The sequence below is a fragment of the Pantoea sp. SM3640 genome, assembly GCF_015654165.1.
In the GTDB taxonomy this organism is placed as follows: Bacteria; Pseudomonadota; Gammaproteobacteria; order Enterobacterales; family Enterobacteriaceae; genus Pantoea; species Pantoea vagans.
Genome location: NZ_CP064872.1, coordinates 2884682 through 2906063, shown reverse-complemented (window position 1 = coordinate 2906063; position 21382 = coordinate 2884682). Strand labels below are relative to the sequence as shown.

The 21382-nt window shown below is 56.6% G+C and carries 23 protein-coding genes; 12 read left to right on the top strand and 11 right to left on the bottom strand.

Annotated elements, in window-relative coordinates; genetic code table 11:
* Positions 1-227: 227 nt before the first annotated feature.
* The 3 genes from IV493_RS13625 to IV493_RS13615 form a co-directional block, all read right to left on the bottom strand.
* Positions 228-1484: a histidine-type phosphatase gene (locus IV493_RS13625; RefSeq protein ID WP_195857290.1), complete on the bottom strand. Its 1257-nt coding sequence runs from the start codon at positions 1482-1484 to the stop codon at positions 228-230.
* Positions 1485-2297, bottom strand: a complete 813-nt coding sequence (locus IV493_RS13620) for an inositol monophosphatase (protein ID WP_195857289.1) — start codon at positions 2295-2297, stop codon at positions 1485-1487.
* 207 nt (positions 2298-2504) lie between these two features.
* Positions 2505-3086, bottom strand: a complete 582-nt coding sequence (locus IV493_RS13615) for an ACP phosphodiesterase (protein ID WP_095707616.1) — start codon at positions 3084-3086, stop codon at positions 2505-2507.
* Positions 3087-3189: 103 nt separating this feature from the next.
* On the opposite strand from IV493_RS13615, the gene queA reads away from it, so the two are divergent.
* The 5 genes from queA (at position 3190) to secF (ending at position 8671) form a co-directional block, all read left to right on the top strand.
* Positions 3190-4260, top strand: coding sequence for a tRNA preQ1(34) S-adenosylmethionine ribosyltransferase-isomerase QueA (gene queA, locus IV493_RS13610; protein ID WP_033731738.1), 1071 nt, complete (start codon positions 3190-3192; stop codon positions 4258-4260).
* Positions 4261-4338: 78 nt separating this feature from the next.
* On the top strand, positions 4339-5487 hold the full coding sequence (gene tgt, locus IV493_RS13605; protein ID WP_013356969.1) for a tRNA guanosine(34) transglycosylase Tgt: 1149 nt from the start codon (positions 4339-4341) through the stop codon (positions 5485-5487).
* On the top strand, positions 5487-5819 hold the full coding sequence (gene yajC / locus IV493_RS13600; RefSeq protein WP_009091760.1) for a preprotein translocase subunit YajC: 333 nt from the start codon (positions 5487-5489) through the stop codon (positions 5817-5819). The genes tgt and yajC overlap by 1 nt, the downstream gene beginning before the upstream one ends.
* Before the next feature lie 25 nt (positions 5820-5844).
* Positions 5845-7692, top strand: coding sequence for a protein translocase subunit SecD (secD, locus tag IV493_RS13595; protein ID WP_013356970.1), 1848 nt, complete (start codon positions 5845-5847; stop codon positions 7690-7692).
* A gap of 10 nt (positions 7693-7702) precedes the next feature.
* Entirely contained in the window at positions 7703-8671 is a 969-nt protein-coding gene (secF, locus tag IV493_RS13590) for a protein translocase subunit SecF (RefSeq protein WP_013356971.1), read from the top strand.
* A 57-nt stretch (positions 8672-8728) separates the two neighbouring features.
* Here secF and IV493_RS13585 read toward each other — a convergent pair whose 3' ends face one another.
* Together IV493_RS13585 and lysM are read right to left on the bottom strand one after the other, a co-directional pair.
* Complete coding sequence (locus tag IV493_RS13585; RefSeq protein WP_195857288.1) at positions 8729-9307, bottom strand: DUF3251 domain-containing protein; 579 nt, start codon at positions 9305-9307, stop codon at positions 8729-8731.
* Positions 9308-9323: 16 nt separating this feature from the next.
* Positions 9324-9761, bottom strand: coding sequence for a peptidoglycan-binding protein LysM (lysM, locus tag IV493_RS13580; RefSeq protein WP_033782154.1), 438 nt, complete (start codon positions 9759-9761; stop codon positions 9324-9326).
* Positions 9762-9947: 186 nt separating this feature from the next.
* Between lysM and nrdR the strand changes: the two genes are divergently transcribed.
* The 6 genes from nrdR (at position 9948) to pgpA (ending at position 14018) form a co-directional block, all read left to right on the top strand.
* A complete protein-coding gene (nrdR, locus tag IV493_RS13575) occupies positions 9948-10397 on the top strand; it encodes a transcriptional regulator NrdR (RefSeq protein WP_009091750.1) in 450 nt (149 codons plus the stop codon).
* Between the two features lie 3 nt (positions 10398-10400).
* A complete protein-coding gene (gene ribD, locus IV493_RS13570) occupies positions 10401-11501 on the top strand; it encodes a bifunctional diaminohydroxyphosphoribosylaminopyrimidine deaminase/5-amino-6-(5-phosphoribosylamino)uracil reductase RibD (protein WP_195857287.1) in 1101 nt (366 codons plus the stop codon).
* Between the two features lie 90 nt (positions 11502-11591).
* Positions 11592-12062: a 6,7-dimethyl-8-ribityllumazine synthase gene (ribE, locus tag IV493_RS13565; RefSeq protein ID WP_195857286.1), complete on the top strand. Its 471-nt coding sequence runs from the start codon at positions 11592-11594 to the stop codon at positions 12060-12062.
* A 19-nt stretch (positions 12063-12081) separates the two neighbouring features.
* Entirely contained in the window at positions 12082-12501 is a 420-nt protein-coding gene (gene nusB / locus IV493_RS13560) for a transcription antitermination factor NusB (protein WP_013356976.1), read from the top strand.
* Between the two features lie 55 nt (positions 12502-12556).
* Positions 12557-13534, top strand: a complete 978-nt coding sequence (gene thiL / locus IV493_RS13555; RefSeq protein WP_095707612.1) for a thiamine-phosphate kinase — start codon at positions 12557-12559, stop codon at positions 13532-13534.
* A complete protein-coding gene (pgpA, locus tag IV493_RS13550; RefSeq protein WP_195857285.1) occupies positions 13479-14018 on the top strand; it encodes a phosphatidylglycerophosphatase A in 540 nt (179 codons plus the stop codon). The genes thiL and pgpA overlap by 56 nt, the downstream gene beginning before the upstream one ends.
* A gap of 59 nt (positions 14019-14077) precedes the next feature.
* Here the strand turns inward: pgpA and IV493_RS13545 are convergent, their stop codons facing one another.
* The 4 genes from IV493_RS13545 to xseB all read right to left on the bottom strand — a co-directional run bounded on the left by IV493_RS13545 (position 14078) and on the right by xseB (position 18160).
* Positions 14078-15052, bottom strand: a complete 975-nt coding sequence (locus IV493_RS13545) for an aldo/keto reductase (RefSeq protein ID WP_195857284.1) — start codon at positions 15050-15052, stop codon at positions 14078-14080.
* 81 nt (positions 15053-15133) lie between these two features.
* A complete protein-coding gene (gene dxs, locus IV493_RS13540) occupies positions 15134-16999 on the bottom strand; it encodes a 1-deoxy-D-xylulose-5-phosphate synthase (RefSeq protein WP_013356980.1) in 1866 nt (621 codons plus the stop codon).
* Positions 17000-17018: 19 nt separating this feature from the next.
* Complete coding sequence (gene ispA / locus IV493_RS13535) at positions 17019-17918, bottom strand: (2E,6E)-farnesyl diphosphate synthase (protein ID WP_095707609.1); 900 nt, start codon at positions 17916-17918, stop codon at positions 17019-17021.
* Positions 17918-18160, bottom strand: coding sequence for an exodeoxyribonuclease VII small subunit (gene xseB, locus IV493_RS13530; protein ID WP_013356982.1), 243 nt, complete (start codon positions 18158-18160; stop codon positions 17918-17920). Before xseB ends, ispA begins: the two co-directional genes overlap by 1 nt.
* Before the next feature lie 232 nt (positions 18161-18392).
* Here xseB and thiI point away from each other — a divergent pair, with 232 nt between their 5' ends.
* Entirely contained in the window at positions 18393-19841 is a 1449-nt protein-coding gene (gene thiI, locus IV493_RS13525; protein ID WP_195857283.1) for a tRNA uracil 4-sulfurtransferase ThiI, read from the top strand.
* A 66-nt stretch (positions 19842-19907) separates the two neighbouring features.
* On the opposite strand, the gene yajL is transcribed toward thiI, so the two are convergent.
* Both yajL and panE read right to left on the bottom strand, forming a co-directional pair.
* On the bottom strand, positions 19908-20504 hold the full coding sequence (gene yajL, locus IV493_RS13520) for a protein deglycase YajL (RefSeq protein WP_195857282.1): 597 nt from the start codon (positions 20502-20504) through the stop codon (positions 19908-19910).
* Positions 20458-21378: a 2-dehydropantoate 2-reductase gene (gene panE / locus IV493_RS13515; RefSeq protein ID WP_033731754.1), complete on the bottom strand. Its 921-nt coding sequence runs from the start codon at positions 21376-21378 to the stop codon at positions 20458-20460. The genes yajL and panE overlap by 47 nt, the downstream gene beginning before the upstream one ends.
* Between the last annotated feature and the right edge of the window lie 4 nt (positions 21379-21382).

Here is a 21382-nt window from a genome sequence, read left to right as displayed (position 1 = left end):
GCAGAGAGGCAGAAATAAAAAACGGCGAAACCAGTCGCCGAAATACGCAAGAATTACAGGAAAATAGATAATAAAGGGATGATTGACAGGACTATCGTAAATCAAAATGCGTGGCGCTGATAGTCAGGCGAATTAAATAAGAAAAGGTCGGAGTAGCGTTAATTAACAGCGGTTAACATTATTAAGGCCGCATTGCGGCTGCGGCCTTAATTTGATTAGCCACAGACTCAGGGCAATATAACCGAAACCGGCAGCACAGCGCTGTTATCCAGGTTTTTACGCAGCTGAGTCAGCGTGGATTGATAAGGGCAGAGCAGGCCGGCATCGGTAACTCTGCAGTCGGGCTGATGCCATTCCTGCTGTAATAACGGATGTTTTTCATTAATCGGTTGCAGCTGACGGATGTCATCCAGACTCTGCGCCTGAAAATAGATCCGCAAAAAACGCTCGCCGCTGCGGGTGTCGCGCCAGCGCTCCAGCACCAGACTGCTACCCGGCGGAATGTTACCGCGAGAATAGCCGGGTAACTGCCAGTTAAAGTCCATCAGGGTGCGCACCATCGCAATGTTGGTGTCATGCGCGACGAGAACCAGCCAGCGGCCCGGTGAGCTGTCGGCAGCGATCGCTTCCAGCATCGTGTTGAGCAATATCGAGCCACGGCGCTGTGCCAGGTAGAGTACGTCGTTGCTGAGATCGTAGTTGGCGGTCAGCAGCGGCAACAGTGAGGTGATCTGCGCGGCCGTGGTGATGTGTCCCCAGGCGAGCTGATCAAACGGCAGATTTTCGCTGTAGCCCAGTCGCAGCGTCTCCACCATGCTCGCCATCACGCTCAGCCCGTAAACGTAACTATTCCCGTTGCGGGTTTGCCGGAACGTCCAGGGCGCCTCAAACAGGGGACAATCCGTTGCGGGGGGACAGACGGCGGCTTTCAACTGCTGAATCGCCGGTTGCAGTTGCTGTTGCAGGTGTGCCAGATCGCCCGCTTTCTGCTGTTTCGCGGCCAGCTCCTGAGCGGGATCGGTCCGGGTGACCGTCAGCTTTTCAGTCTGAAAAAGGGGATCCACATCGCCCGCGACGTGATGCACCGGCACGCCGCAGCCGGGAAACGCGCCGTCCGTCAGCGCCGCAGCCGTGGCGCGGGTGCGCTGCAGCGGACTGGCGCGCACGTAGACCTGAGCCGCATCCGGACAGCCCGCGCTCAGCAGGCCAAGCTGGCGATAGTGATCGCCTTCCCAGCGTCCTTTATTCACCACGGCACTGTAGCCGTGACCCGTCAGCTCGCCATCGGCAGTGGTCCACTGTGTCCAGGGTTGCTGGCTGGCGGCTTCCATCTCTTTACGATTGCCTGGCGTGGGTGGACGTACGCCGTGACGGTTCAGTTCAACCACTTTCTCCAGCTGGTAATCCGCCGCCTGTGCCGCCGGGCTTAACAGCCAAAGAGAACCGAGGATTAGCGCACAGCGGCACAGGGTTGGCAGCGTCATTTACTCTTCCAGTGCGCCGTTGCCGGTCAGCGCTTTAATTTTTGGATACAGGGTCGCATTGGCCAGCAACACCGGGTTACCGTTTTTCAGGCCTTCATTACGCAGATAATCATTGGTGACACCGCCTGCTTCGCGCATAAGAACGATGCCCGGCAGACTATCCCACGGATGCATATGCGCTTCGTAGTAACCAATCAGCCGACCGGCTGCTGCCCAGGCACTGGTCAGCGCACCCGAACCGATGCGAATAAACATGCCGCCCTGTTCAATTAAGCCGCTGATCAGGCGTGAGACGCTTTCGCCCGGCGTCCGGCTGGAGTTACTGATGCCAAGCAAACCCTCGTTGAGATGCGCTGCGTCATGCACATGCAGGCGACTTTCATTCAGCCATGCCCCCTGGCCTGCCCGTGCGTGGAACAGCTCCTGATGATTGGGATCGCAGACCACGCCGATCACCGGTTCGCCTTCACAGACCACCGCCAGTGAAACGCACCAGTTAGGCAGGCCGTTGACGAAACAGGCGGTGCCATCGATCGGATCGACAACCCAGATAAAGGGCGCACCCTCAACCTCGCCGCCGCTCTCTTCGCCATAGACGATATCCTCAGGAAAACGTTCAGCGATTAAGGTCTTAATTAATGCCTCAACGTTACGATCAGCCTCGCTGACCACGTCCTGCAAATCCCTTTTGTGTTCCACGACCAGTGTCTGACGCTGCTGATACCATGACAGAGCCCGGCTGCCCGCCGCACGGGCGATGTCGCAGGCGTAACGGTAACGCGCGTCTATTTCAGAATGCGAAGCGGATGACATCTTTTCCTCTTATGATTTTTTGCCATAACGAACGGAAGGCGCGCCTGAACAGGCGGTCTGGCTGTGATGTTTACTTCACTATTGTTAAGAAAGGCTTCATTAAGCCGCAGATAAGCAGCAATGGCAAGATGGTGCTGAGCCGGGCTGCTGGCTTTTTTCATCAGGCAAAAGCGCATGTCCGTCAGCCCGGCAGCAGAGGATCGGGTTTTACAGGGTTCTGCTGGTCGCCAGCGCCATTAAACGCGGATAAAAAACAAAAAACAGCGCTTCCAGCTGATCATAATGTTGCGTGAAATCGTGGTAGGAGTCGCGTAGTGCCGACAGGCGTGGACGGCGGCTGGCCATGCCGTGCAGCACCCGCTCCAGCCGCGCAGGCTGCGCATAATGCTCAAACCACCGCTCGCGCCACATCACCGCGTTGAGTGCCTGAAATTCAGGAGGCGTGTCGGCCAGCTGCGGCAGGATTTCGCGCTCGGCGGTGGCAGAAAACTGCACCAGCGTCTGGTCGGGCGTAAATTGCTGCCAGTGACGGGCCAGAAAATGGTCCCAGATGACGTCCAGCGTAATCGGTGCCACACGATAAGTTTCCGCACGGAACAGCTGACGGGCGCTGCGCACCTCCGGCAGCGCATCCGTCATCACGTCCAGACGACGATGCATCAGAATGCCGTCTGCGACAGGCGCGGACCAGTGCTGGTGCGGGTTGCCCCGCACAAAGTCGGCCATTAGATTGCCGAGTAAGGAGCTGTCGGCCAGCTTAGCCAGATGGAGATGCGCAAGAAAGTTCATGCCGCATTATAGGCTGAACTGCCTTTGCGCAGCCAGTTGTTCAGAATTGGTCGGTTTTCCGCTAAACTGTGCCGCCTGTTTTTGCCTGAGAAAGAACATTTCAATGCGTGTCGCCGATTTTGCTTTTGAACTGCCCGAATCCCTGATTGCTCACTATCCCCAGGCGCAGCGCAGCGGCTGTCGTCTGCTGTCGCTCGACGGTCCCAGCGGTGCGCTGTCGCACGGTGTTTTCACCGACGTGCTGGATAAGCTGAATCCAGGCGATCTGCTGGTGTTCAACAACACCCGTGTGATTCCGGCGCGCGTGTTTGGCCGTAAAGCCAGCGGCGGCAAAATCGAGATGCTGGTGGAGCGGATGCTCGACGACAAGCGCGTGCTGGCACATGTGCGCGCCTCAAAAGCGCCGAAGCCGGGGGCAGAACTGCTGCTGGGCGAAGATGAGAGTGTGAAAGCGACCATGGTGGCACGCCACGATGCGCTGTTTGAGATCGCGTTTGATGATGAGCGCGCGGTGCTCGATATCCTCAACAGTGTCGGTCACATGCCACTGCCGCCGTATATCGACCGTCCGGATGAAGAGGCGGATCGCGAGCTTTATCAGACGGTTTACAGCGCCCGTCCGGGTGCCGTCGCGGCTCCGACAGCTGGTCTGCACTTCGATGAACCGCTGCTGCAGGCGCTGAAAGAGAAGGGCATCGAGATGGCCTTTGTGACGCTGCACGTCGGGGCGGGCACCTTCCAGCCGGTGCGTGTCGAGACCATCGAAGAGCATCACATGCACGCGGAGTATGCCGAAGTGCCGCAGGAGGTTGTCGACGCGGTACTGGCCTGTAAAGCACGTGGCAACAAGGTGGTCGCCGTCGGCACCACCTCTGTTCGTTCGCTGGAGAGCGCCGCCAAAGCGAGTCAGGATGCCCTGATTGCGCCGTTCTTCGACGATACCCAGATTTTCATCTATCCGGGCTATGAGTATCAGGTGATCGATGCGCTGATCACCAACTTCCATCTGCCCGAATCGACTCTGATTATGCTGGTCTCGGCGTTTGCCGGTTATCAGCACACCATGGCCGCGTACCGCGCAGCCGTGGCTGAGCAATATCGTTTCTTCAGTTATGGAGATGCGATGTTTATCAGCAAAAATCCGCAGGCGCCGCTGGAAAAAGTGGGCGACTGATTTATTAACCGATAGCCGGAATCGCCTGTTACGTGACGAAGGTTATCTGCATCGGACTGTTTCTCCGATGGAGGCTTTGTGAAATTTGAACTTGATACCACAGACGGGCGCGCACGCCGTGGCCGTCTGATTTTTGATCGCGGCGTGGTGGAAACCCCGGCGTTTATGCCCGTTGGCACCTACGGCACCGTGAAAGGCATGACGCCGGAAGAAGTGCAGGAAACCGGCGCGCAGATCATTCTGGGCAATACTTTCCACCTCTGGCTGCGTCCGGGCCAGGAGATTATGAAACTGCATGGCGATCTGCATGACTTTATGCAGTGGAAAGGCCCGATCCTGACCGACTCCGGCGGCTTCCAGGTCTTCAGCCTGGGCGACATCCGTAAAATCACCGAAGCGGGCGTTCACTTCCGTAACCCGATCAATGGCGACCCGATCTTCCTGGATCCCGAAAAATCAATGGAGATTCAGTACGACCTGGGTTCCGACATCGTAATGATTTTCGATGAATGTACGCCGTACCCGGCTGACTGGGACTACGCCAAACGCTCTATGGAGATGTCGCTGCGCTGGGCGCAACGCAGCCGTGATCGTTTCGACAGCCTCGGGAATAAAAATGCCTTATTTGGCATTATTCAGGGCTCGGTTTACGAAGATTTACGAGATGTCTCGGTGAAAGGTCTGGTAGAGATTGGCTTTGATGGGTACGCTGTGGGCGGCCTGGCGGTGGGTGAGCCTAAGCAGGACATGCACCGTATTCTTGAGCACGTCTGTCCGCAGCTTCCGCAGGATAAACCGCGTTATCTGATGGGTGTCGGCAAGCCAGAAGATCTGGTTGAAGGTGTCCGTCGCGGCGTTGATATGTTTGATTGCGTGATGCCAACCCGTAATGCGCGAAATGGTCACCTGTTTGTCACCGAAGGTGTGGTGAAGATTCGCAACGCCCGCTACAAAGATGACACTGCGCCGCTGGATGCGGAGTGTGATTGTTACACCTGTCGCAATTATAGCCGTGCCTACTTGTATCATCTCGACCGTTGTAACGAAATACTGGGCGCGCGTCTGAATACTATCCACAATTTGCGCTACTACCAGCGTCTGATGGCAGGTTTACGCCAGGCCATCGAAGAGGGTAAATTAGAGCGCTTTGTAACTGAGTTTTACCAACGGACGGGCAAAGAAGTTCCGCCATTAACGTCTGATAATTCATCAATGAGGGAAATTTAATGAGCTTATTCATTTCTGACGCCGTGGCCGCAGCAGGCGCTCCGTCTCAGGGAAGTCCGTATTCTCTGGTGATCATGCTGGTGGTGTTTGGTCTGATTTTCTATTTCATGATCCTGCGTCCGCAGCAGAAACGTGCGAAAGAGCACAAGAAGCTGATGGATTCCATCTCTAAGGGTGATGAAGTGCTGACCAGCGGTGGCCTGGTAGGCCGCGTAACGAAAGTCTCTGACACGGGCTACGTAGCTATCGCGCTGAATGACACCAATGAAGTCGTCATTAAACGTGATTTCGTCGCCGCCGTGCTGCCGAAAGGCACTATCAAGGCGCTGTAATTCTTTCTTCCCTAAGGGAACTGCCGTGTTAAATCGTTATCCTTTGTGGAAGTACGTAATGCTGGTCGTCGTGATTCTCGTCGGCCTGCTCTATGCGCTTCCCAACCTGTATGGTGAGGATCCGGCCGTTCAAATCACTGGTGCGCGCGGAAGCGCCGCCAGTGAGCAGACGTTGGATCAAATTCAGTCCGCATTAAAACAAGACAATATCCAGAGCAAATCTGTTGCGCTGGAAAATGGTGCGATTACCGCGCGTTTCGCTAATACGGATGTGCAGTTACGCGCCCGTGAAGCGATCATGAAAGCGCTGGGTGAAAACTACGTTGTCGCGCTGAACCTTGCGCCTGCCACGCCGCGCTGGCTGACGATGCTGTCAGCAGAGCCGATGAAACTCGGTCTCGATCTGCGTGGTGGTGTGCACTTCCTGATGGAAGTGGACATGGACACCGCGCTCAGCAAGCTGCAGGAGCAGAATGCTGACACGTTGCGTAGCGACCTGCGCACCAAAAATATCCCCTACACCAACGTCAATAAAATCGCGAACTACGGCGTGGAAATTCGTTTCCGTGACGCTGCCAGCCGCGACGCGGCGATCTCCTGGCTGAGCTCGCGTCATCAGGATCTGGTGATCAACAGCAGCGGCAGCGATGCGCTGCGTGCCACCATGAGCGATGCCCGTCTCAGCGAAGCACGTGAATATGCGGTTCAGCAGAACATTACGATTCTGCGTAACCGTGTAAACCAACTGGGCGTAGCTGAACCGCTGGTTCAGCGTCAGGGTTCCGATCGTATCGTGGTTGAGCTGCCGGGTATTCAGGATACGGCGCGCGCCAAAGAGATTCTGGGTGCCACCGCGACGCTGGAATTCCGTCTGGTGAACACCAGCGTGGATCCGACTGCGGCGGCCAGTGGCCGTGTACCGGGTGACTCTGAAGTTAAAGACATGCGTGATGGCCAGCCGGTCGTGCTTTACAAGCGGGTGATCCTGACCGGTGACCATATCACCGACTCAACCTCCAGCATGGATGAGTACAACCAGCCACAGGTGAACATTTCACTGGATGGCGCAGGCGGTAACATCATGTCCAACTTCACCAAGGACAATATCGGCAAGCCGATGGCGACCCTGTTTGTGGAGTACAAGGACAGCGGTAAGAAAGATGCCAATGGCCGTTCCATTCTGGTGAAGCAGGAAGAGGTGATTAACGTCGCCAATATCCAGTCTCGCCTGGGGAACAGCTTCCGCATCACCGGTATCAACAACCCGAACGAAGCGCGTCAGCTGTCGCTGCTGCTGCGTGCCGGTGCGTTGATTGCGCCGATCCAGATTGTGGAGGAGCGTACTATCGGGCCGACCATGGGTCAGCAGAACATTACTCAGGGTCTGGAAGCCTGCCTGTGGGGTCTGCTTGCCTCGATCCTGTTTATGGTGGTGTTCTATAAGAAGTTTGGTCTGATTGCAACGAGTGCACTGCTGGTGAACCTGGTGCTGATTGTCGGCATCATGTCCCTGCTGCCGGGCGCGACCCTGACCATGCCGGGTATTGCCGGTATCGTGTTAACGCTGGCGGTGGCAGTCGATGCCAACGTACTGATTAACGAACGTATTAAAGAAGAGCTGCGCAACGGGCGCTCGGTTCAGCAGGCAATTCATGAAGGCTACAAAGGCGCCTTCTCCAGTATTGTCGATGCGAACGTGACGACCCTGATCAAAGTTATCATTCTTTACGCGGTCGGCACCGGTTCGATCAAAGGCTTTGCGATTACCACCGCAATTGGTATCGCGACCTCAATGTTCACCGCGATTATCGGTACCCGTGCCATTGTTAACCTGGTTTACGGTGGCAAACGCATCAACAAGCTGTCTATCTGAGGAGTGCGTTGTGGCACAGGAATATAACATTGAGCAGTTAAACCACGGGCGTAAAGTCGTCGACTTTATGCGCTGGGATAAGCTGGCCTTCATCATTTCAGGACTGCTGATTGTGGCCGCGATTGCGATCGTGGGCGTGCGTGGTTTTAACTGGGGCCTCGATTTCACCGGTGGTACGGTGATTGAGATCGCGCTGGAGAAACCGGCCGACCTCGACACGCTGCGTAGCGAACTGGTGAAAGCGGGCTTTGACGAGCCGCTGGTGCAGAACTTTGGCAGCAGCCGTGACGTGATGGTGCGTATGGCACCGGTTACCGGCCCGGCAGGTACCGAGTTAGGCAATAAAGTGGTGTCGGTGATCAACCAGACTACGCAGCAAAACGCGACCGTTAAGCGCATTGAGTTCGTGGGGCCGAGTGTGGGCAGCGACCTGGCGCAGGCGGGTGCGATGGCGCTGCTGTCGGCACTGATTGCGATTCTGATCTATATCGGCTTTCGCTTTGAGTGGCGTCTGGCGCTGGGCACTGTGCTGGCGCTGGCGCATGACGTGATCATCACCTGCGGCCTGCTGGCGCTGTTCCGCATTGAAATCGACCTGACGATTGTTGCCTCGCTGATGTCGGTGATTGGCTACTCGCTTAACGATAAAATTGTGGTCTCTGACCGTATTCGTGAAAACTTCCGCAAGATCCGTCGCGGCAGCTCTTACGATATTACCAACGTGTCACTGACCCAGACGTTAAGCCGTACCCTGATTACCTCGCTGACGACGCTGGCGATGATCCTCATCCTGTTCATATTTGGTGGTGCGCTGCTGAAAGGCTTCTCACTGACCATGCTGATTGGTGTGACGATTGGTACGATTTCATCCATTTATGTCTCTTCAGCGCTGGCGCTGAAGCTGGGCATGAAGCGTGAACATATGATGGTGCAGAAAGTCGAGAAAGAGGGCGCCGATCAGCCTTCTATCCTGCCTTAATCGCGCGTCAGAAATAAAAACGGGCAGCCTTTTGGCTGCCCGTTTTTTGCACCACGGCTAAGGATTAGCGGGTGCCGCAGGGGATGTCGGGGGCGGTGCGTCAGCGGTCACGTTATGCACGCGGACATAACCCAGTTGCTCCGGCGTCAGGCCGCTGAGACGCAGCGGAATGCTCGCCGAATGCTGCGGCAGCAGCGAGGCAGGCAGCGCGACCGTCTGCGTCAGACTGTCACTGCTCAGCGGTTTACCGGTCGTCGGGTCGAGTTCACCCCAGATCACCGTTGCGTGCAGGGCGGGCAAAGGCCGATCGTCCATTGAGCGTACGGTCAGGGTTGCCCGCGAACCGCTGGCTTCCGCAGTGACAGGGGACAGCGTCAGTCGCAACGTGCCGAGCTGAGTCTGCAGCGCCACTGGCGTATTCGCCTGTGGCACCAGCCAGGCACCCTGCTGCAACTGGCTGTTAAGCTGTCCCTGAATCTCCAGCGCGCTGGCCTGCGTGGTCAGATGCTGCATCTGCTGATTGAGCTGACTCACTTCCTGATGCAGCTCTCTGACCTGCGGGTTACCTGCACTGCTACTGCAGCCGCTCTGCGCCACCAGTGAGAACGCCACCGGAACCCAAACCATCCTGCTCATAAGTTATCCTTGTCCGTTATTTTGGAATACGTAAAACCTGGCCAGGATAGATCTTATCAGGATGGGTGAGCATTGGCTTATTCGCTTCGAAAATCTTGTTATATTCGTTAGCGTTACCGTAAACCTGTTTAGAAATAGCGCTCAGCGTGTCGCCTTTCTTCACGGTGTAAAGCTCTGACTCGGCCGCGCTGTCTGTCACGGTGACCTTGTCTTCCACTTTTGTGATGCCTGCCACGTTACCTGCCGCGATCAGAATCTTCTCTTTCAGCTCCTGAGAAAGGCCATCGCCGGTCACGGTGACGGTATCGCCATTGACCTTTACGTCCACCTTGTCGCTGTCTGGCAAGCCGAGCTTGTTGATGTGATCCTGCAGCTTTTTATTCTGATCGTCACCGCCGTTTACGGCGTCCCAGAGTTTTTCACCGGCTTCTTTCACAAAGTTAAACAGACCCATACAACCTCCAATGTGTTAGTGGAAAATTTTAATTGCAGCTCTTAAAGCGTAGTCCCTTTTGCCGCAGACGAAATTTAGCATCGTTTATCCTGCGATGAGAATCCCGCGAAAGACACGGAAGAGATTTTGTTGATTCGCAGTTCGCGCTACACTGTATGGCCCATCACTCTCGCGTCAGGAAACGTCATGCATTGCCCATTCTGCTCCGCTGTGGACACCAAAGTGATTGATTCTCGTCTGGTTAGTGAAGGCTCCTCGGTGCGACGCCGCCGCCAGTGTCTGATGTGTCATGAACGCTTCACCACCTTTGAGGTGGCGGAACTGGTGATGCCCCGCGTGGTGAAAAGCAATGATGTGCGCGAGCCTTTCAATGAAGACAAAATGGCCAGCGGGATGATGAAAGCGCTTGAGAAGCGTCCGGTCAGCGCCGACGCGGTAGAAAGCGCCGTAAACCATATTAAAACGCAGCTGCGCGCCACCGGCGAACGAGAGATCCCCAGTAAGCTGATTGGCAATCTGGTGATGGATGAGCTGAAAAAGCTCGATAAAGTCGCCTATATTCGCTTCGCCTCGGTTTACCGCAGCTTTGAAGATATTCGCGATTTTGGCGAAGAGATCGCCCGGTTACAGGATTAGAGTATGGACGAACGCTATATGGCGCGTGCGCTGGAACTGGCGCGACGCGGCCGTTTTACGACCATGCCGAACCCGAATGTCGGCTGTGTGATTGTGCGCGATGGTGAAGTCGTGGGTGAGGGCTGGCATCAGCGTGCTGGTGAACCCCATGCCGAAGTCCACGCTCTGCGCATGGCTGACGAGAAAGCGCGTGGCGCAACGGCCTATGTCACGCTGGAGCCGTGCAGCCATCATGGCCGCACGCCGCCCTGCTGTGATGCGCTGATCGCCGCAGGTGTGATCCGTGTCGTCGCCGCCATGCAGGACCCGAATCCGCAGGTCGCGGGGCGCGGACTGCACCGTCTGCATCAGGCGGGCATCGACGTCAGCCATGGTCTGATGATGCCGGAAGCCGAAGCACTCAATCGCGGCTTCCTCAAGCGCATGCGCACCGGCTTTCCCTGGATTCAGCTCAAGCTGGGCGCGTCACTGGATGGCCGCACGGCCATGGCCAGTGGCGAGAGCCAGTGGATCACCTCTGAGGCTGCCCGCCGTGATGTGCAGCGTCTGCGGGCGCAAAGCGCCGCCATTCTCAGCAGTAGCGCTACGGTGCTGGCGGACGATCCCTCTCTGACAGTGCGCTGGTCTGAACTCAATACCGACAGCCAGGCTTTGATTGATGAGCAGCAACTGCGTCAGCCGGTACGTGTGATTATCGACAGCCAGAATCGCGTGACGCCGCAGCATCGGCTCATCTTACAGCCGGGCGAAACCTGGCTGATGCGCCATCAGCCGGATCAGCAGCTCTGGCCCGCTGACGTCACGCAAATCGCCGTGCCGCTGCGCGAACAGCAGCTGGATCTGGTGGCGATGATGATGCTGCTGGGACAGCGACAGATTAACAGCGTCTGGGTTGAAGCGGGTGCGACGCTCGCCGGTGTCCTGTTACAGGCCGGGCTGGTGGATGAACTGATCGTTTATCTGGCACCTAAGCTGTTAGGTCATGAAGGACGCGGCCTGTGTCAGCTGCCGGGGCTCAGCCAACTGGCTGACGCACCTGCGTTCCGTTTCAGCGATGTCCGGCAGGTCGGTGACGATTTACGTCTGACCCTGACACCGCAATAGCATGCCCGGAAAAGCGAGAGCACGCCGCCTAAGAGTATGATAGAATCCGCCCCCCTGCGCGGGGCCAACCAAACCCCTGAAAGGATAAGTATGAAAGTTATCGAAGCTGCTGTTGCAACGCCTGATGCCAATGTTGCCATCGTCATCGCGCGTTTTAACAACTTCATTAATGACAGCCTGCTGGATGGCGCAGTTGATGCCCTGAAACGTATCGGCCAGGTCAAAGATGAAAATATCACCGTTGTCTGGGTGCCGGGTGCTTACGAACTGCCGCTGGCAGCACGTGCGCTGGCGAACTCCGGCAAACATGATGCGATTATCGCACTCGGCACCGTTATTCGTGGTGGCACTGCGCACTTCGAATATGTGGCGGGTGAAGCCAGCTCTGGTATCGCCAGCGTTGCCATGAACAGCGACATTCCTGTCGCGTTCGGCGTGCTGACCACTGAAAGCATCGAGCAGGCCATTGAGCGTGCCGGCACCAAAGCGGGTAACAAAGGTGCTGAAGCGGCGCTGACTGCGCTCGAAATGATCAACGTATTGAAAGCCATTAAAGCCTGATTTTTGTAAGGGGAATTTTGTGAAACCTGCTGCTCGTCGTCGCGCCCGTGAGTGCGCTGTTCAGGCGCTTTACTCCTGGCAGTTGTCGAATAACGACATTGCCGATGTGGAATACCAGTTTCTGGCGGAACAGGACGTCAAAGACGTCGACATTACTTACTTCCGCGAACTGCTGTCCGGTGTGGCGACCAACAGTGCGTATCTGGATGGACTGATGAAGCCCTATCTGTCGCGTCAGCTCGAAGAGCTGGGCCAGGTAGAAAAAGCTATCCTGCGCATCTCGCTGTATGAGTTGAGCAAGCGTGATGATGTTCCCTATAAAGTGGCCATCAATGAAGGGATTGAGCTGGCGAAAGTCTTCGGTGCCGAAGACAGTCATAAATTTGTTAACGGCGTGCTGGATAAAGCCGGTCCACAAATTCGACCCAATCGCAAATAAACAAAAAGGCCGGCTTGCCGGCCTTTTTTCATGAAGAGTTAAGCGGAACGTAATTATGTCTTGTGGTGAATTTGAACTCATCGCACGCTACTTCAACCGCAGAACACGCAGCCGCCGTGATGTCGAACTCGGCATCGGTGACGATTGTGCGTTACTTAGCGTGCCGGAAAAACAGACGCTGGCGATCAGCACCGATACCCTGGTCGCGGGTGTGCACTTCTTACGGGATATTCATCCTGCCGATCTGGGTTACAAAGCCCTGGCTGTTAATCTTAGCGATCTCGCTGCCATGGGCGCGGATCCCGCGTGGCTGACGCTGGCCTTAACGCTGCCGCAGGTCGATGAGAGCTGGCTCTCTGCCTTTAGCGAAAGCCTGTTTGAACTGCTGGAATATTACGACATGCAGCTGGTGGGCGGTGACACGACCCGTGGCCCGCTGAGCCTGACGCTGGCGATTCACGGTCTGGTGCCGCAGGGCCGCGCCCTGAAACGCTCCGGAGCGAAGCCGGGCGACTGGATCTACGTGACCGGCACGCTGGGTGACAGCGCAGCGGGTCTGGCGCTGTTGCAGCATCACTGCCGCATCAGCGATCCGGCGGTGCATGAGGCACTGATTAAACGGCATCTGCGTCCGATGCCGCGCATTCTGCAGGGCCAGGCACTGCGTGCGCTGGCCTCTTCAGCGGTGGACCTTTCTGATGGCCTGATTTCCGACCTCGGCCACGTGCTGAAAGCCAGCGGCTGTGGTGCACGGCTAAACCTGGATGCGTTGCCGCTGTCGCCGGCGCTGCGCGACCATTTCGACCCTGAGCAGGTATTGCGCTGGGCGCTGAGTGGCGGAGAAGATTACGAACTCTGCTTCACCGTGCCGGAAGTGAATCGCGGCGCGCTTGATGTGGCGCTGGGGCATCTGGGCGTGCCTTATACCTGCATCGGGCAGATAGCACCGGAATCAGAAGGCTTAACGCTGCTAGATAATGGCAAACCTGCCACATTCCATCATAAAGGGTTTGATCACTTTGATACTAAATAACGACGTGGCGAAGAGACGCCTGCGGATGAGCAATCCCTGGCATCTGCTGGCCACCGGTTTCGGCAGCGGATTAAGCCCGGTCGTGCCTGGTACCATGGGATCGCTGGCGGCCATCCCATTCTGGTGGCTGATGACCTTTCTGCCGCAGGATCTCTATTCGCTGGTTGTGCTGGTTGGAATCTGCGTCGGTGTCTATCTCTGCCATCGCACCGCCAAAGATATGGGTGTACACGATCACGGCAGTATTGTCTGGGATGAGTTCATCGGCATGTGGATTACGCTGATGGCGATTCCGGTCAACAGCTGGCAATGGGTGCTGGGCGGCTTTGTGCTGTTCCGTATTCTTGATATGTGGAAACCATGGCCGATTCGCTGGTTTGACCGCAATGTGCATGGCGGTATGGGAATTATGGTGGATGACATCATTGCTGGCGTGATTTCTGCGGCCATGCTTTATGGCTTTGGGGTCTGGCTGGCGGGTTAATTGCCGAGGCTGAACGCCTGAATAAGAGGTGACGCCCGGCCAGGGCGTCACATTCTGATTTATTCGAATCCCACCGCCTGATGCGGCTGATAGGTTTCTTCCAGCAGGGTAATCTCGTCGTCACTCAGCGTGACATCCACCGCCTTCACCAGATCCTCAAACTGCTCAGCGCGCGACGCGCCAATAATCGGTGCCGTAACGGCAGGCTTGCTCAGTAGCCAGGCCAGCGCCACCTGCGCCCGCGTCACACCTTTGCTTTCCGCCACCTGTGCCAGCCGCTCTGCAATCACGGCATCGTTCTCTTCGGTGTTGTCATAGAGCTTCGCCATCACCTGATCGGAGGCGGAACGCGCGGTGTTTTCCCCCCACGGGCGGGTCAGTTTACCGCGCGCCAGCGGACTCCAGGGCAGCACGGCGATCTGCTCTTTCAGACAGAGTGGATGCATTTCCCGCTCCTCTTCACGCTGAATCAGGTTGTACTGATCCTGCATGCTGACAAAGCGATGCCAGCCCTGTTCTGACTGCAGCTGCAACGCCTGCGCAAACTGACTGGCGTGCATGGATGAGGCGCCGATATAGCGGGCTTTTCCTGACTGCACCACGTCATGCAGCGCTTCCAGCGTCTCTTCCAGCGGTGTCTCGTAGTCCCAGCGGTGAATCTGCAGCAGGTCGACATACTCCATGCCGAGACGCTGCAGGCTGTCATCAATGGATTGCAGGATATTTTTGCGCGACAGTCCCTGTGAGAGATTGGTCAGCGGGAAATAGACTTTGGTGGCGACCACGATCTCTTCGCGGCGGGCAAATTCTTTCAGCGCCCGGCCCAGAATCTCTTCACTGCTGCCATCGGAATAGCTGTTGGCGGTATCAAAGAAGTTGATGCCCGCGTTCAGCGCCTGCTGGATCAGCGGACGGCTGCTCGCTTCCGGCAGCGTCCAGGCATGATTACCGCGCGTTGGCTCGCCATAGGTCATACAGCCGAGACAGAGACGCGACACCTGCAGATCGGTGGTACCCAGTTGAATCGTTTTCATGGTGGAGGCTCCTGCGAAAGTGCAAAGGTTACAGCATAGCAGGATGTTGCGCTCCCCAGGGGGGAGCGCAGAGAGGAGAGGTTACTGCGCCAGCCAGCGGGCGATCTGTTGCTGAATGCCCTCCGCGTCCAGCAGATAGTCATGACGCACTTCATCCTGCGTGCCCTGCGGGATGAACTCATCGGGCAGGCCGATGTTCAGTACCGGAATGCCCAGGCGTTTCGCCATCACAAACTCATTTACGCCACTGCCCGCACCGCCTTTGATGGCACCTTCTTCCAGCGTTATCAGCGAGTCGTGGGTGTTAGCGAGTTCGGCGATCAGCGCTTCATCCAGCGGCTTCACAAAGCGCATATCGACCAGTGTCGCGTTCAGCGCTTCCGCCGTGGCGGCGGCTTCCGGCAGCAGGGTACCGAAGTTCAGAATCGCCAGCTTTTCACCCTGACGTTTCACGACTGCTTTACCCAGCGGCAGACTCTGTAGTGGAGCCAGCGGGGTACCGACACCGGTGCCGCGCGGATAGCGCACCGCACTCGGGCCAGCCTGATGGTGATAGCCGGTATAGAGCATCTGCCGACACTCATTTTCATCGCTCGGCGTCATGATCACCATATCCGGCACGCAGCGCAGATAGGCGAGATCAAACGCGCCCTGGTGGGTCTGACCATCCGCGCCAACAATACCACCGCGATCGATAGCAAACAGGACCGGCAGTTTCTGGATGGCGACGTCGTGAATCAGCTGATCGTAGGCGCGTTGCAGGAAAGTGGAATAGATGGCAACAATGGGCTTATAGCCGCCAATCGCCATACCGGCCGCGAAGGTCACCGCATGCTGCTCGGCGATCGCTACGTCAAAATATTGTTTCGGGAATTCGCGAGAGAAAGCCACCATGCCGGAGCCTTCACGCATCGCCGGGGTAATCGCCATCAGCTTCGGATCGTCGGCAGCCATTTCGCACAGCCAGTTGCCGAAGATTTTAGAGTAGCTCGGCAGACCCTCTGCGCTTTTCGGCAGTTCGCCAATCGCCGGGTCAAATTTAGGAACGGCGTGCCAGGCAATCGGATCTTCCTCTGCCGGGGCGTAGCCTTTACCTTTCTTCGTCATGATATGCAGGAACTGCGGGCCTTTCAGGCTGCGCATGTTGCTCAGCGTATTGACCAGCGTCAGCACATCGTGACCGTCAACCGGGCCAATATAGTTAAAGCCCAGCTCTTCAAACAGCGTGCCCGGCACGACCATGCCTTTGAGATGCTCTTCGGTGCGTTTGACCAGCTCTTTGATTGGCGGCAGATTTGTCAGCACGCGCTTACTGCCTTCGCGCAGTCGTGCGTAGGTTTTCCCCGACAGGATCTGCGCCAGGCGATTATTCAGCGCGCCGACGTTTTCGGAAATCGACATCTCGTTATCATTGAGGATGACCAGCATGTCCGGCTTGATATCACCGGCATGGTTCATCGCTTCAAACGCCATACCTGCGGTAATCGCACCATCGCCAATAATACAGGCAGTGCGACGGCCCTGACCTTCACGTTCTGCCGCCGCTGCCATGCCGAGACCGGCACTGATAGAGGTCGATGAGTGACCGACGCTCAGGACGTCATATTCACTTTCTCCGCGCCATGGAAACGGGTGTACGCCGTTTTTCTGACGGATAGTGCCGATGCGATCGCGGCGACCCGTCAGAATTTTATGCGGATAAGCCTGATGACCCACATCCCAGACCAGATGGTCAAACGGGGTGTTATAGACATAATGCAGCGCGACCGTCAGTTCAACCACGCCCAGACCCGATGCAAAATGGCCGCTGGAGCGGCTCACACTGTCTAACAGATACTGACGCAGTTCATCACACAGCGCAGGCAACTTCTCTTTTGGCAGGGCGCGCAGCGCCTGAACCGTGTCTGCCAGCGCCAGTGTCGGGTATTTAGCAATATCAAAACTCATCAGAGACTCATTATGGAAGTTATTTGTCGCGTTCAATTATGAAGCTCGCCAGCGCCTGCAGTGCTGTAGTGTTATAAGAGTGCGCAGCGAGCAATTCTAAAGCATCAAGAGCTTCCTGATACAAATCCCGCGCTTTGGCACGGGCACTTTCAAGGCCTAACAGTGAAGGATAGGTGCTTTTCCCCAGATCCTGATCGGCACCCTGACGTTTTCCGATCACGGCTGTGTCGCCGATCACATCCAGAATGTCGTCCTGCACCTGAAACGCGAGACCAATCGCCTCTGCATAGCGGTCGAGCAGCGGCAGCGCTTCGCGACCCGCATCGCCTGCCGTTAATGCGCCTAGCCGTACCGCTGAGCGGATCAGGGCGCCGGTTTTATGGCGATGGATCTGTTCCAGCTGATCGAGATCGACGGATTTGCCTTCCGCCGCTAAATCCAGTGCCTGCCCGCCACACATTCCGGCTACGCCACTGGCTTTTGCCAGTTCGGAGAGCATCATCAATCGATATTCGGCGCTGACACCGGGCATTGCTTCATCGGCCAGAATGGAAAAGGCCAGCGTCTGCAGGGCGTCGCCCGCCAGAATCGCGGTATCTTCGCCATATTTAATATGACAGGTTGGCTGCCCGCGACGCAGTGCATCATCGTCCATCGCAGGGAGATCGTCATGAATCAGAGAGTACGCATGAATGCATTCAACTGCGGCGGCAGGAGCATCCAGACTCGCCGGATTGGCGTGGAGCATTTCGCCGGTCGCGTAGACCAGAAAAGGACGCAGACGTTTACCGCCTAATAATGCCCCATAATGCATGGCATTCACCAGAGGAGAACTCTGAAAAGGAAGTGGCTCTATAAAACGCGTCAGCGCGGCGTTCACCTGCTGCTGATAAACGTCGAGTAAGCGGGCAAAATCCATTAGTCATTTTCCGGCGTGAAAGCAGTGAGGTCGGCATCTTTATCATCGTTCAGCAGAATGCGGACCCGCTGTTCAGCCTGCTGCAGTGTCTGCTGGCCATTCCGCGCCAGCTGCACGCCGCGCTCAAATTCGTTCAGGGCTTCTTCCAGCGGCAGTTCACCACTTTCCAGACGGCTGACAATCTGCTCCAGCTGCTGCAATGACGTTTCAAAGCTGGCTGGCTGTTCGGCTTTTTTCGGCATATTTCGTGTCGACTCACGGTTGGGACATTATCTCGCAATCGGTCATGGTAGCTGAGACCCTATGATTAGCAAAATAATCAATGCGGCGGCTGATGAAGAAGCAGTCACCTGACAAAGGTGATATACTCCCGCGCCTCGGATGCGGTTGCGCCTTGCAGCCCGCAATTTTGTGATTTTACCAGCTAAGTGCCGCCTGTTTTAGCACTTATTTGCCCAACGAAGCTGTGTCGCCATGAAGTTTATCATCAAGTTATTTCCTGAAATCACCATCAAGAGTCCGTCGGTGCGTTTGCGCTTTATCAAGATTCTTGCCAGCAATATCCGCAACGTCCTGAAAACCGTCAGCGACGACATCGCCGTTGTGCGCTACTGGGATCACATTGAAGTGCGGTCAAAAAATGCTGCGCTGGCGGACATTATTCCCGATGAGCTTTCCCGCATTCCCGGTATCCATCACGTTTTAGCGGTTGAAGATCGCGAGTACACCGATATTCATCACATCTTTGAACAGACGTTAGCGCAGTATCGCGACAGTCTTGAGGGCAAGAGCTTCTGCGTGCGTGTGAAACGTCGCGGTAAGCACAGCTTCAGTTCGCAGGATGTAGAGCGCTATGTGGGTGGTGGTCTGAATCAGCATATTGAAAGCGCCCGCGTGCAGCTTAAAAATCCTGACGTGACGGTGAACCTTGAAGTTGAAGAGAATCGCCTGACGCTGGTGACGGCGCGCTACGAAGGTCTGGGCGGTTTCCCGATCGGCACGCAGGAAGATGTGCTGTCGCTGATTTCCGGCGGTTTCGACTCCGGTGTCTCCAGCTATATGCTGCTGCGCCGCGGCAGCCGCGTGCATTACTGCTTCTTTAACCTTGGCGGTGCCGCGCATGAGATTGGCGTGCGTCAGGTTGCTCACTATCTGTGGAATCGTTTTGGTCGTTCACACCGCGTGCGCTTCGTGGCGATCAATTTTGAGCCGGTCGTCGGTGAGATCCTCGAAAAAGTGGATGACGGCCAGATGGGCGTGGTGCTGAAGCGCATGATGGTGCGTGCCGCCTCGGCGATTGCTGAGCGCTACGGCGTGCAGGCGCTGGTCACGGGTGAAGCGGTAGGGCAGGTGTCGAGCCAGACGCTGACCAACCTGCGCCTGATTGATAACGCGTCGGATACGCTGATTCTGCGTCCGCTGATCTCTCATGACAAAGAGCACATCATCAGAGTTGCCCGGGAGATTGGCACAGAAGATTTCGCCAGCACCATGCCGGAATATTGTGGTGTGATCTCAAAAAGCCCGACGGTGAAGGCGGTGAAGGCGAAGATTGAGGCGGAAGAGCAGAATTTCGACTTCTCGATTCTGGATCGGGTCATCGAAGAAGCGACCAATGTCGATATTCGTACTATTGCTGAGCAAACGGAAGAGGAGGTGGTGGAAGTTGAGACCGTCGCGCTTCTGAGTGACAACGATGTGGTGCTGGATATCCGCTCTATTGATGAGCAGGAAGAGAAGCCCCTGACGCTGAACGCCACGGAAGTGAAGTCGCTGCCATTCTACAAACTCAGTACGCAGTTTGGCGATCTCGATCAGAACCGCACCTGGTTGCTCTACTGCGATCGTGGTGTGATGAGCCGTCTGCAGGCGCTCTATCTGCATGAGCAGGGCTTTAAGAACGTTAAAGTCTACCGCCCGTAGTCATCGCTCTGAGCCAGTCAATGCCTGTTCAGGTCTGACTGGCTTTCTCGTTTTAAGCCTGAGTCTTTACGCCTGATAGTCATAAATGCCGGGAGCCAGCACCAGCTGTGCAGCGACCTCACGCGCCATCTCTTTTCCCCCCAGCAGATCGATCAGCTTCAGCGCAAAATCCATTGCCGTGCCAGGTCCCTGGCTGGTCAGCAGATTAACGCGGGGATCCCAGACGACACGTCGCTCCATCCACTTTTCCTCCGGAATCGTCTCTTTCAGGCCAGGAAAGCCGGTCATGTTACCGACCGGGAAGAGATCGTGAGGGATCAGTACCGTGCCTGCGGCTGCGCATATCGCGGCGACAATCTTCTCATTAAGGTGAAACTGACGCACCGTTTCGACCAGCAGCGGACTGTCACGGAAGGTCTCCGCGCCTTTCAGGCCGCCGGGCAGGACGATGGCGGCGAAATCGTTGTCGGCGACTTCAACCAGCGTGACGTCAGCCAGCAGACGAACCCCGCGTGAGCAGACGATCTCACGGCTGCCATCGCTTTCGACGCTGGCGGTGACAACCTTCAGGCCCGCCCGAACCAGCAGGTCGATGGTGGTGACAGCTTCGGTTTCTTCACTGCCATGTGCCAGGCAAACCAGCACCGATGCGTTCGCGGTCATAATGGGACTCCTTGCGTTTTACAATGTCATACAGACGGGTGTTCTCCGTCAGCACCAGGCCGTGCGTCCGGGCGCGGCGCAGCAGAAAGCCGCTGATATAGTCGATTTCGGTGAGCCGCTGGGCGCGCACGTCCTGCAGCATCGAAGAGGTATTGGCCGCCGTGCTTTCGATCACGTCGAAGATGATGTCCTGCAAACTGTCGCTAGCGACGTTCTGGCCTTCGCGCTCCATAACCCAGCTGATCTCTTCGCACAGTTGCGCGATCTGCTCCGGATACGCGCGTAGTGCGCCGTTCTGGCACTCATACTCCACGCTGAGCGGGTTGATGACGCAGTTGACGGCCAGTTTGCGCCAGCAGGCCGCCCGGATGTTGTCATGCCAGGCAACGTCGGGCAGGGCAGGGTGCAGGATGTCGGCGAGGTCACTGTAAGCGGCGCTTTTGCGGTTACCGGGACCAATGTGGGTGATGCCACTGGCGATGTGCTTGATAACGGTGCCATCACGCATCGCCGCATGCGTGGTGACGCCACGCAGGAGTGGCTGAGTCAGCCCTTTGAGTTCCTCCAGCGTACCCATACCGTTGTGCAGCAGCAGCACCGGGCAGTTTTCTGGCAGCACACTTTCCAGATTCTTCACGGCGGGTGAAACCTGTGGCGCTTTGAGTGTGACCAGCAGCAGCTGGCTTTCCGCCAGGAACAGCGGATCGTTGGCGATAAACGTGCGATTCGAGATGTTGCCCTGAGGATCGATTACATTGGCTGAGCAGTAAGGCTGCGGCACGCGCAGCCATCCCTGTACTTCATGTCCCTGGCGGGCAAGCGCTGTCAGCCAGACCTGACCCAATGCACCGCAACCTAACACGGTAATTTTCATGCTG

Coding starts and splice junctions, on each gene's coding strand:
- pgpA (WP_195857285.1), top strand. CDS start 13,479: ATGGCAAACCTGCCACATTCCATCATAAAGGGTTTGATCACTTTGATA.
- thiL (WP_095707612.1), top strand. CDS start 12,557: ATGTCTTGTGGTGAATTTGAACTCATCGCACGCTACTTCAACCGCAGA.
- IV493_RS13545 (WP_195857284.1), bottom strand. CDS start 15,052: ATGAAAACGATTCAACTGGGTACCACCGATCTGCAGGTGTCGCGTCTC.
- IV493_RS13625 (WP_195857290.1), bottom strand. CDS start 1,484: ATGACGCTGCCAACCCTGTGCCGCTGTGCGCTAATCCTCGGTTCTCTT.
- panE (WP_033731754.1), bottom strand. CDS start 21,378: ATGAAAATTACCGTGTTAGGTTGCGGTGCATTGGGTCAGGTCTGGCTG.
- queA (WP_033731738.1), top strand. CDS start 3,190: ATGCGTGTCGCCGATTTTGCTTTTGAACTGCCCGAATCCCTGATTGCT.
- IV493_RS13585 (WP_195857288.1), bottom strand. CDS start 9,307: ATGAGCAGGATGGTTTGGGTTCCGGTGGCGTTCTCACTGGTGGCGCAG.
- dxs (WP_013356980.1), bottom strand. CDS start 16,999: ATGAGTTTTGATATTGCTAAATACCCGACACTGGCGCTGGCAGACACG.
- ispA (WP_095707609.1), bottom strand. CDS start 17,918: ATGGATTTTGCCCGCTTACTCGACGTTTATCAGCAGCAGGTGAACGCC.
- thiI (WP_195857283.1), top strand. CDS start 18,393: ATGAAGTTTATCATCAAGTTATTTCCTGAAATCACCATCAAGAGTCCG.
- yajC (WP_009091760.1), top strand. CDS start 5,487: ATGAGCTTATTCATTTCTGACGCCGTGGCCGCAGCAGGCGCTCCGTCT.
- IV493_RS13620 (WP_195857289.1), bottom strand. CDS start 2,297: ATGTCATCCGCTTCGCATTCTGAAATAGACGCGCGTTACCGTTACGCC.
- xseB (WP_013356982.1), bottom strand. CDS start 18,160: ATGCCGAAAAAAGCCGAACAGCCAGCCAGCTTTGAAACGTCATTGCAG.
- lysM (WP_033782154.1), bottom strand. CDS start 9,761: ATGGGTCTGTTTAACTTTGTGAAAGAAGCCGGTGAAAAACTCTGGGAC.
- nrdR (WP_009091750.1), top strand. CDS start 9,948: ATGCATTGCCCATTCTGCTCCGCTGTGGACACCAAAGTGATTGATTCT.
- ribD (WP_195857287.1), top strand. CDS start 10,401: ATGGACGAACGCTATATGGCGCGTGCGCTGGAACTGGCGCGACGCGGC.
- ribE (WP_195857286.1), top strand. CDS start 11,592: ATGAAAGTTATCGAAGCTGCTGTTGCAACGCCTGATGCCAATGTTGCC.
- IV493_RS13615 (WP_095707616.1), bottom strand. CDS start 3,086: ATGAACTTTCTTGCGCATCTCCATCTGGCTAAGCTGGCCGACAGCTCC.
- yajL (WP_195857282.1), bottom strand. CDS start 20,504: ATGACCGCGAACGCATCGGTGCTGGTTTGCCTGGCACATGGCAGTGAA.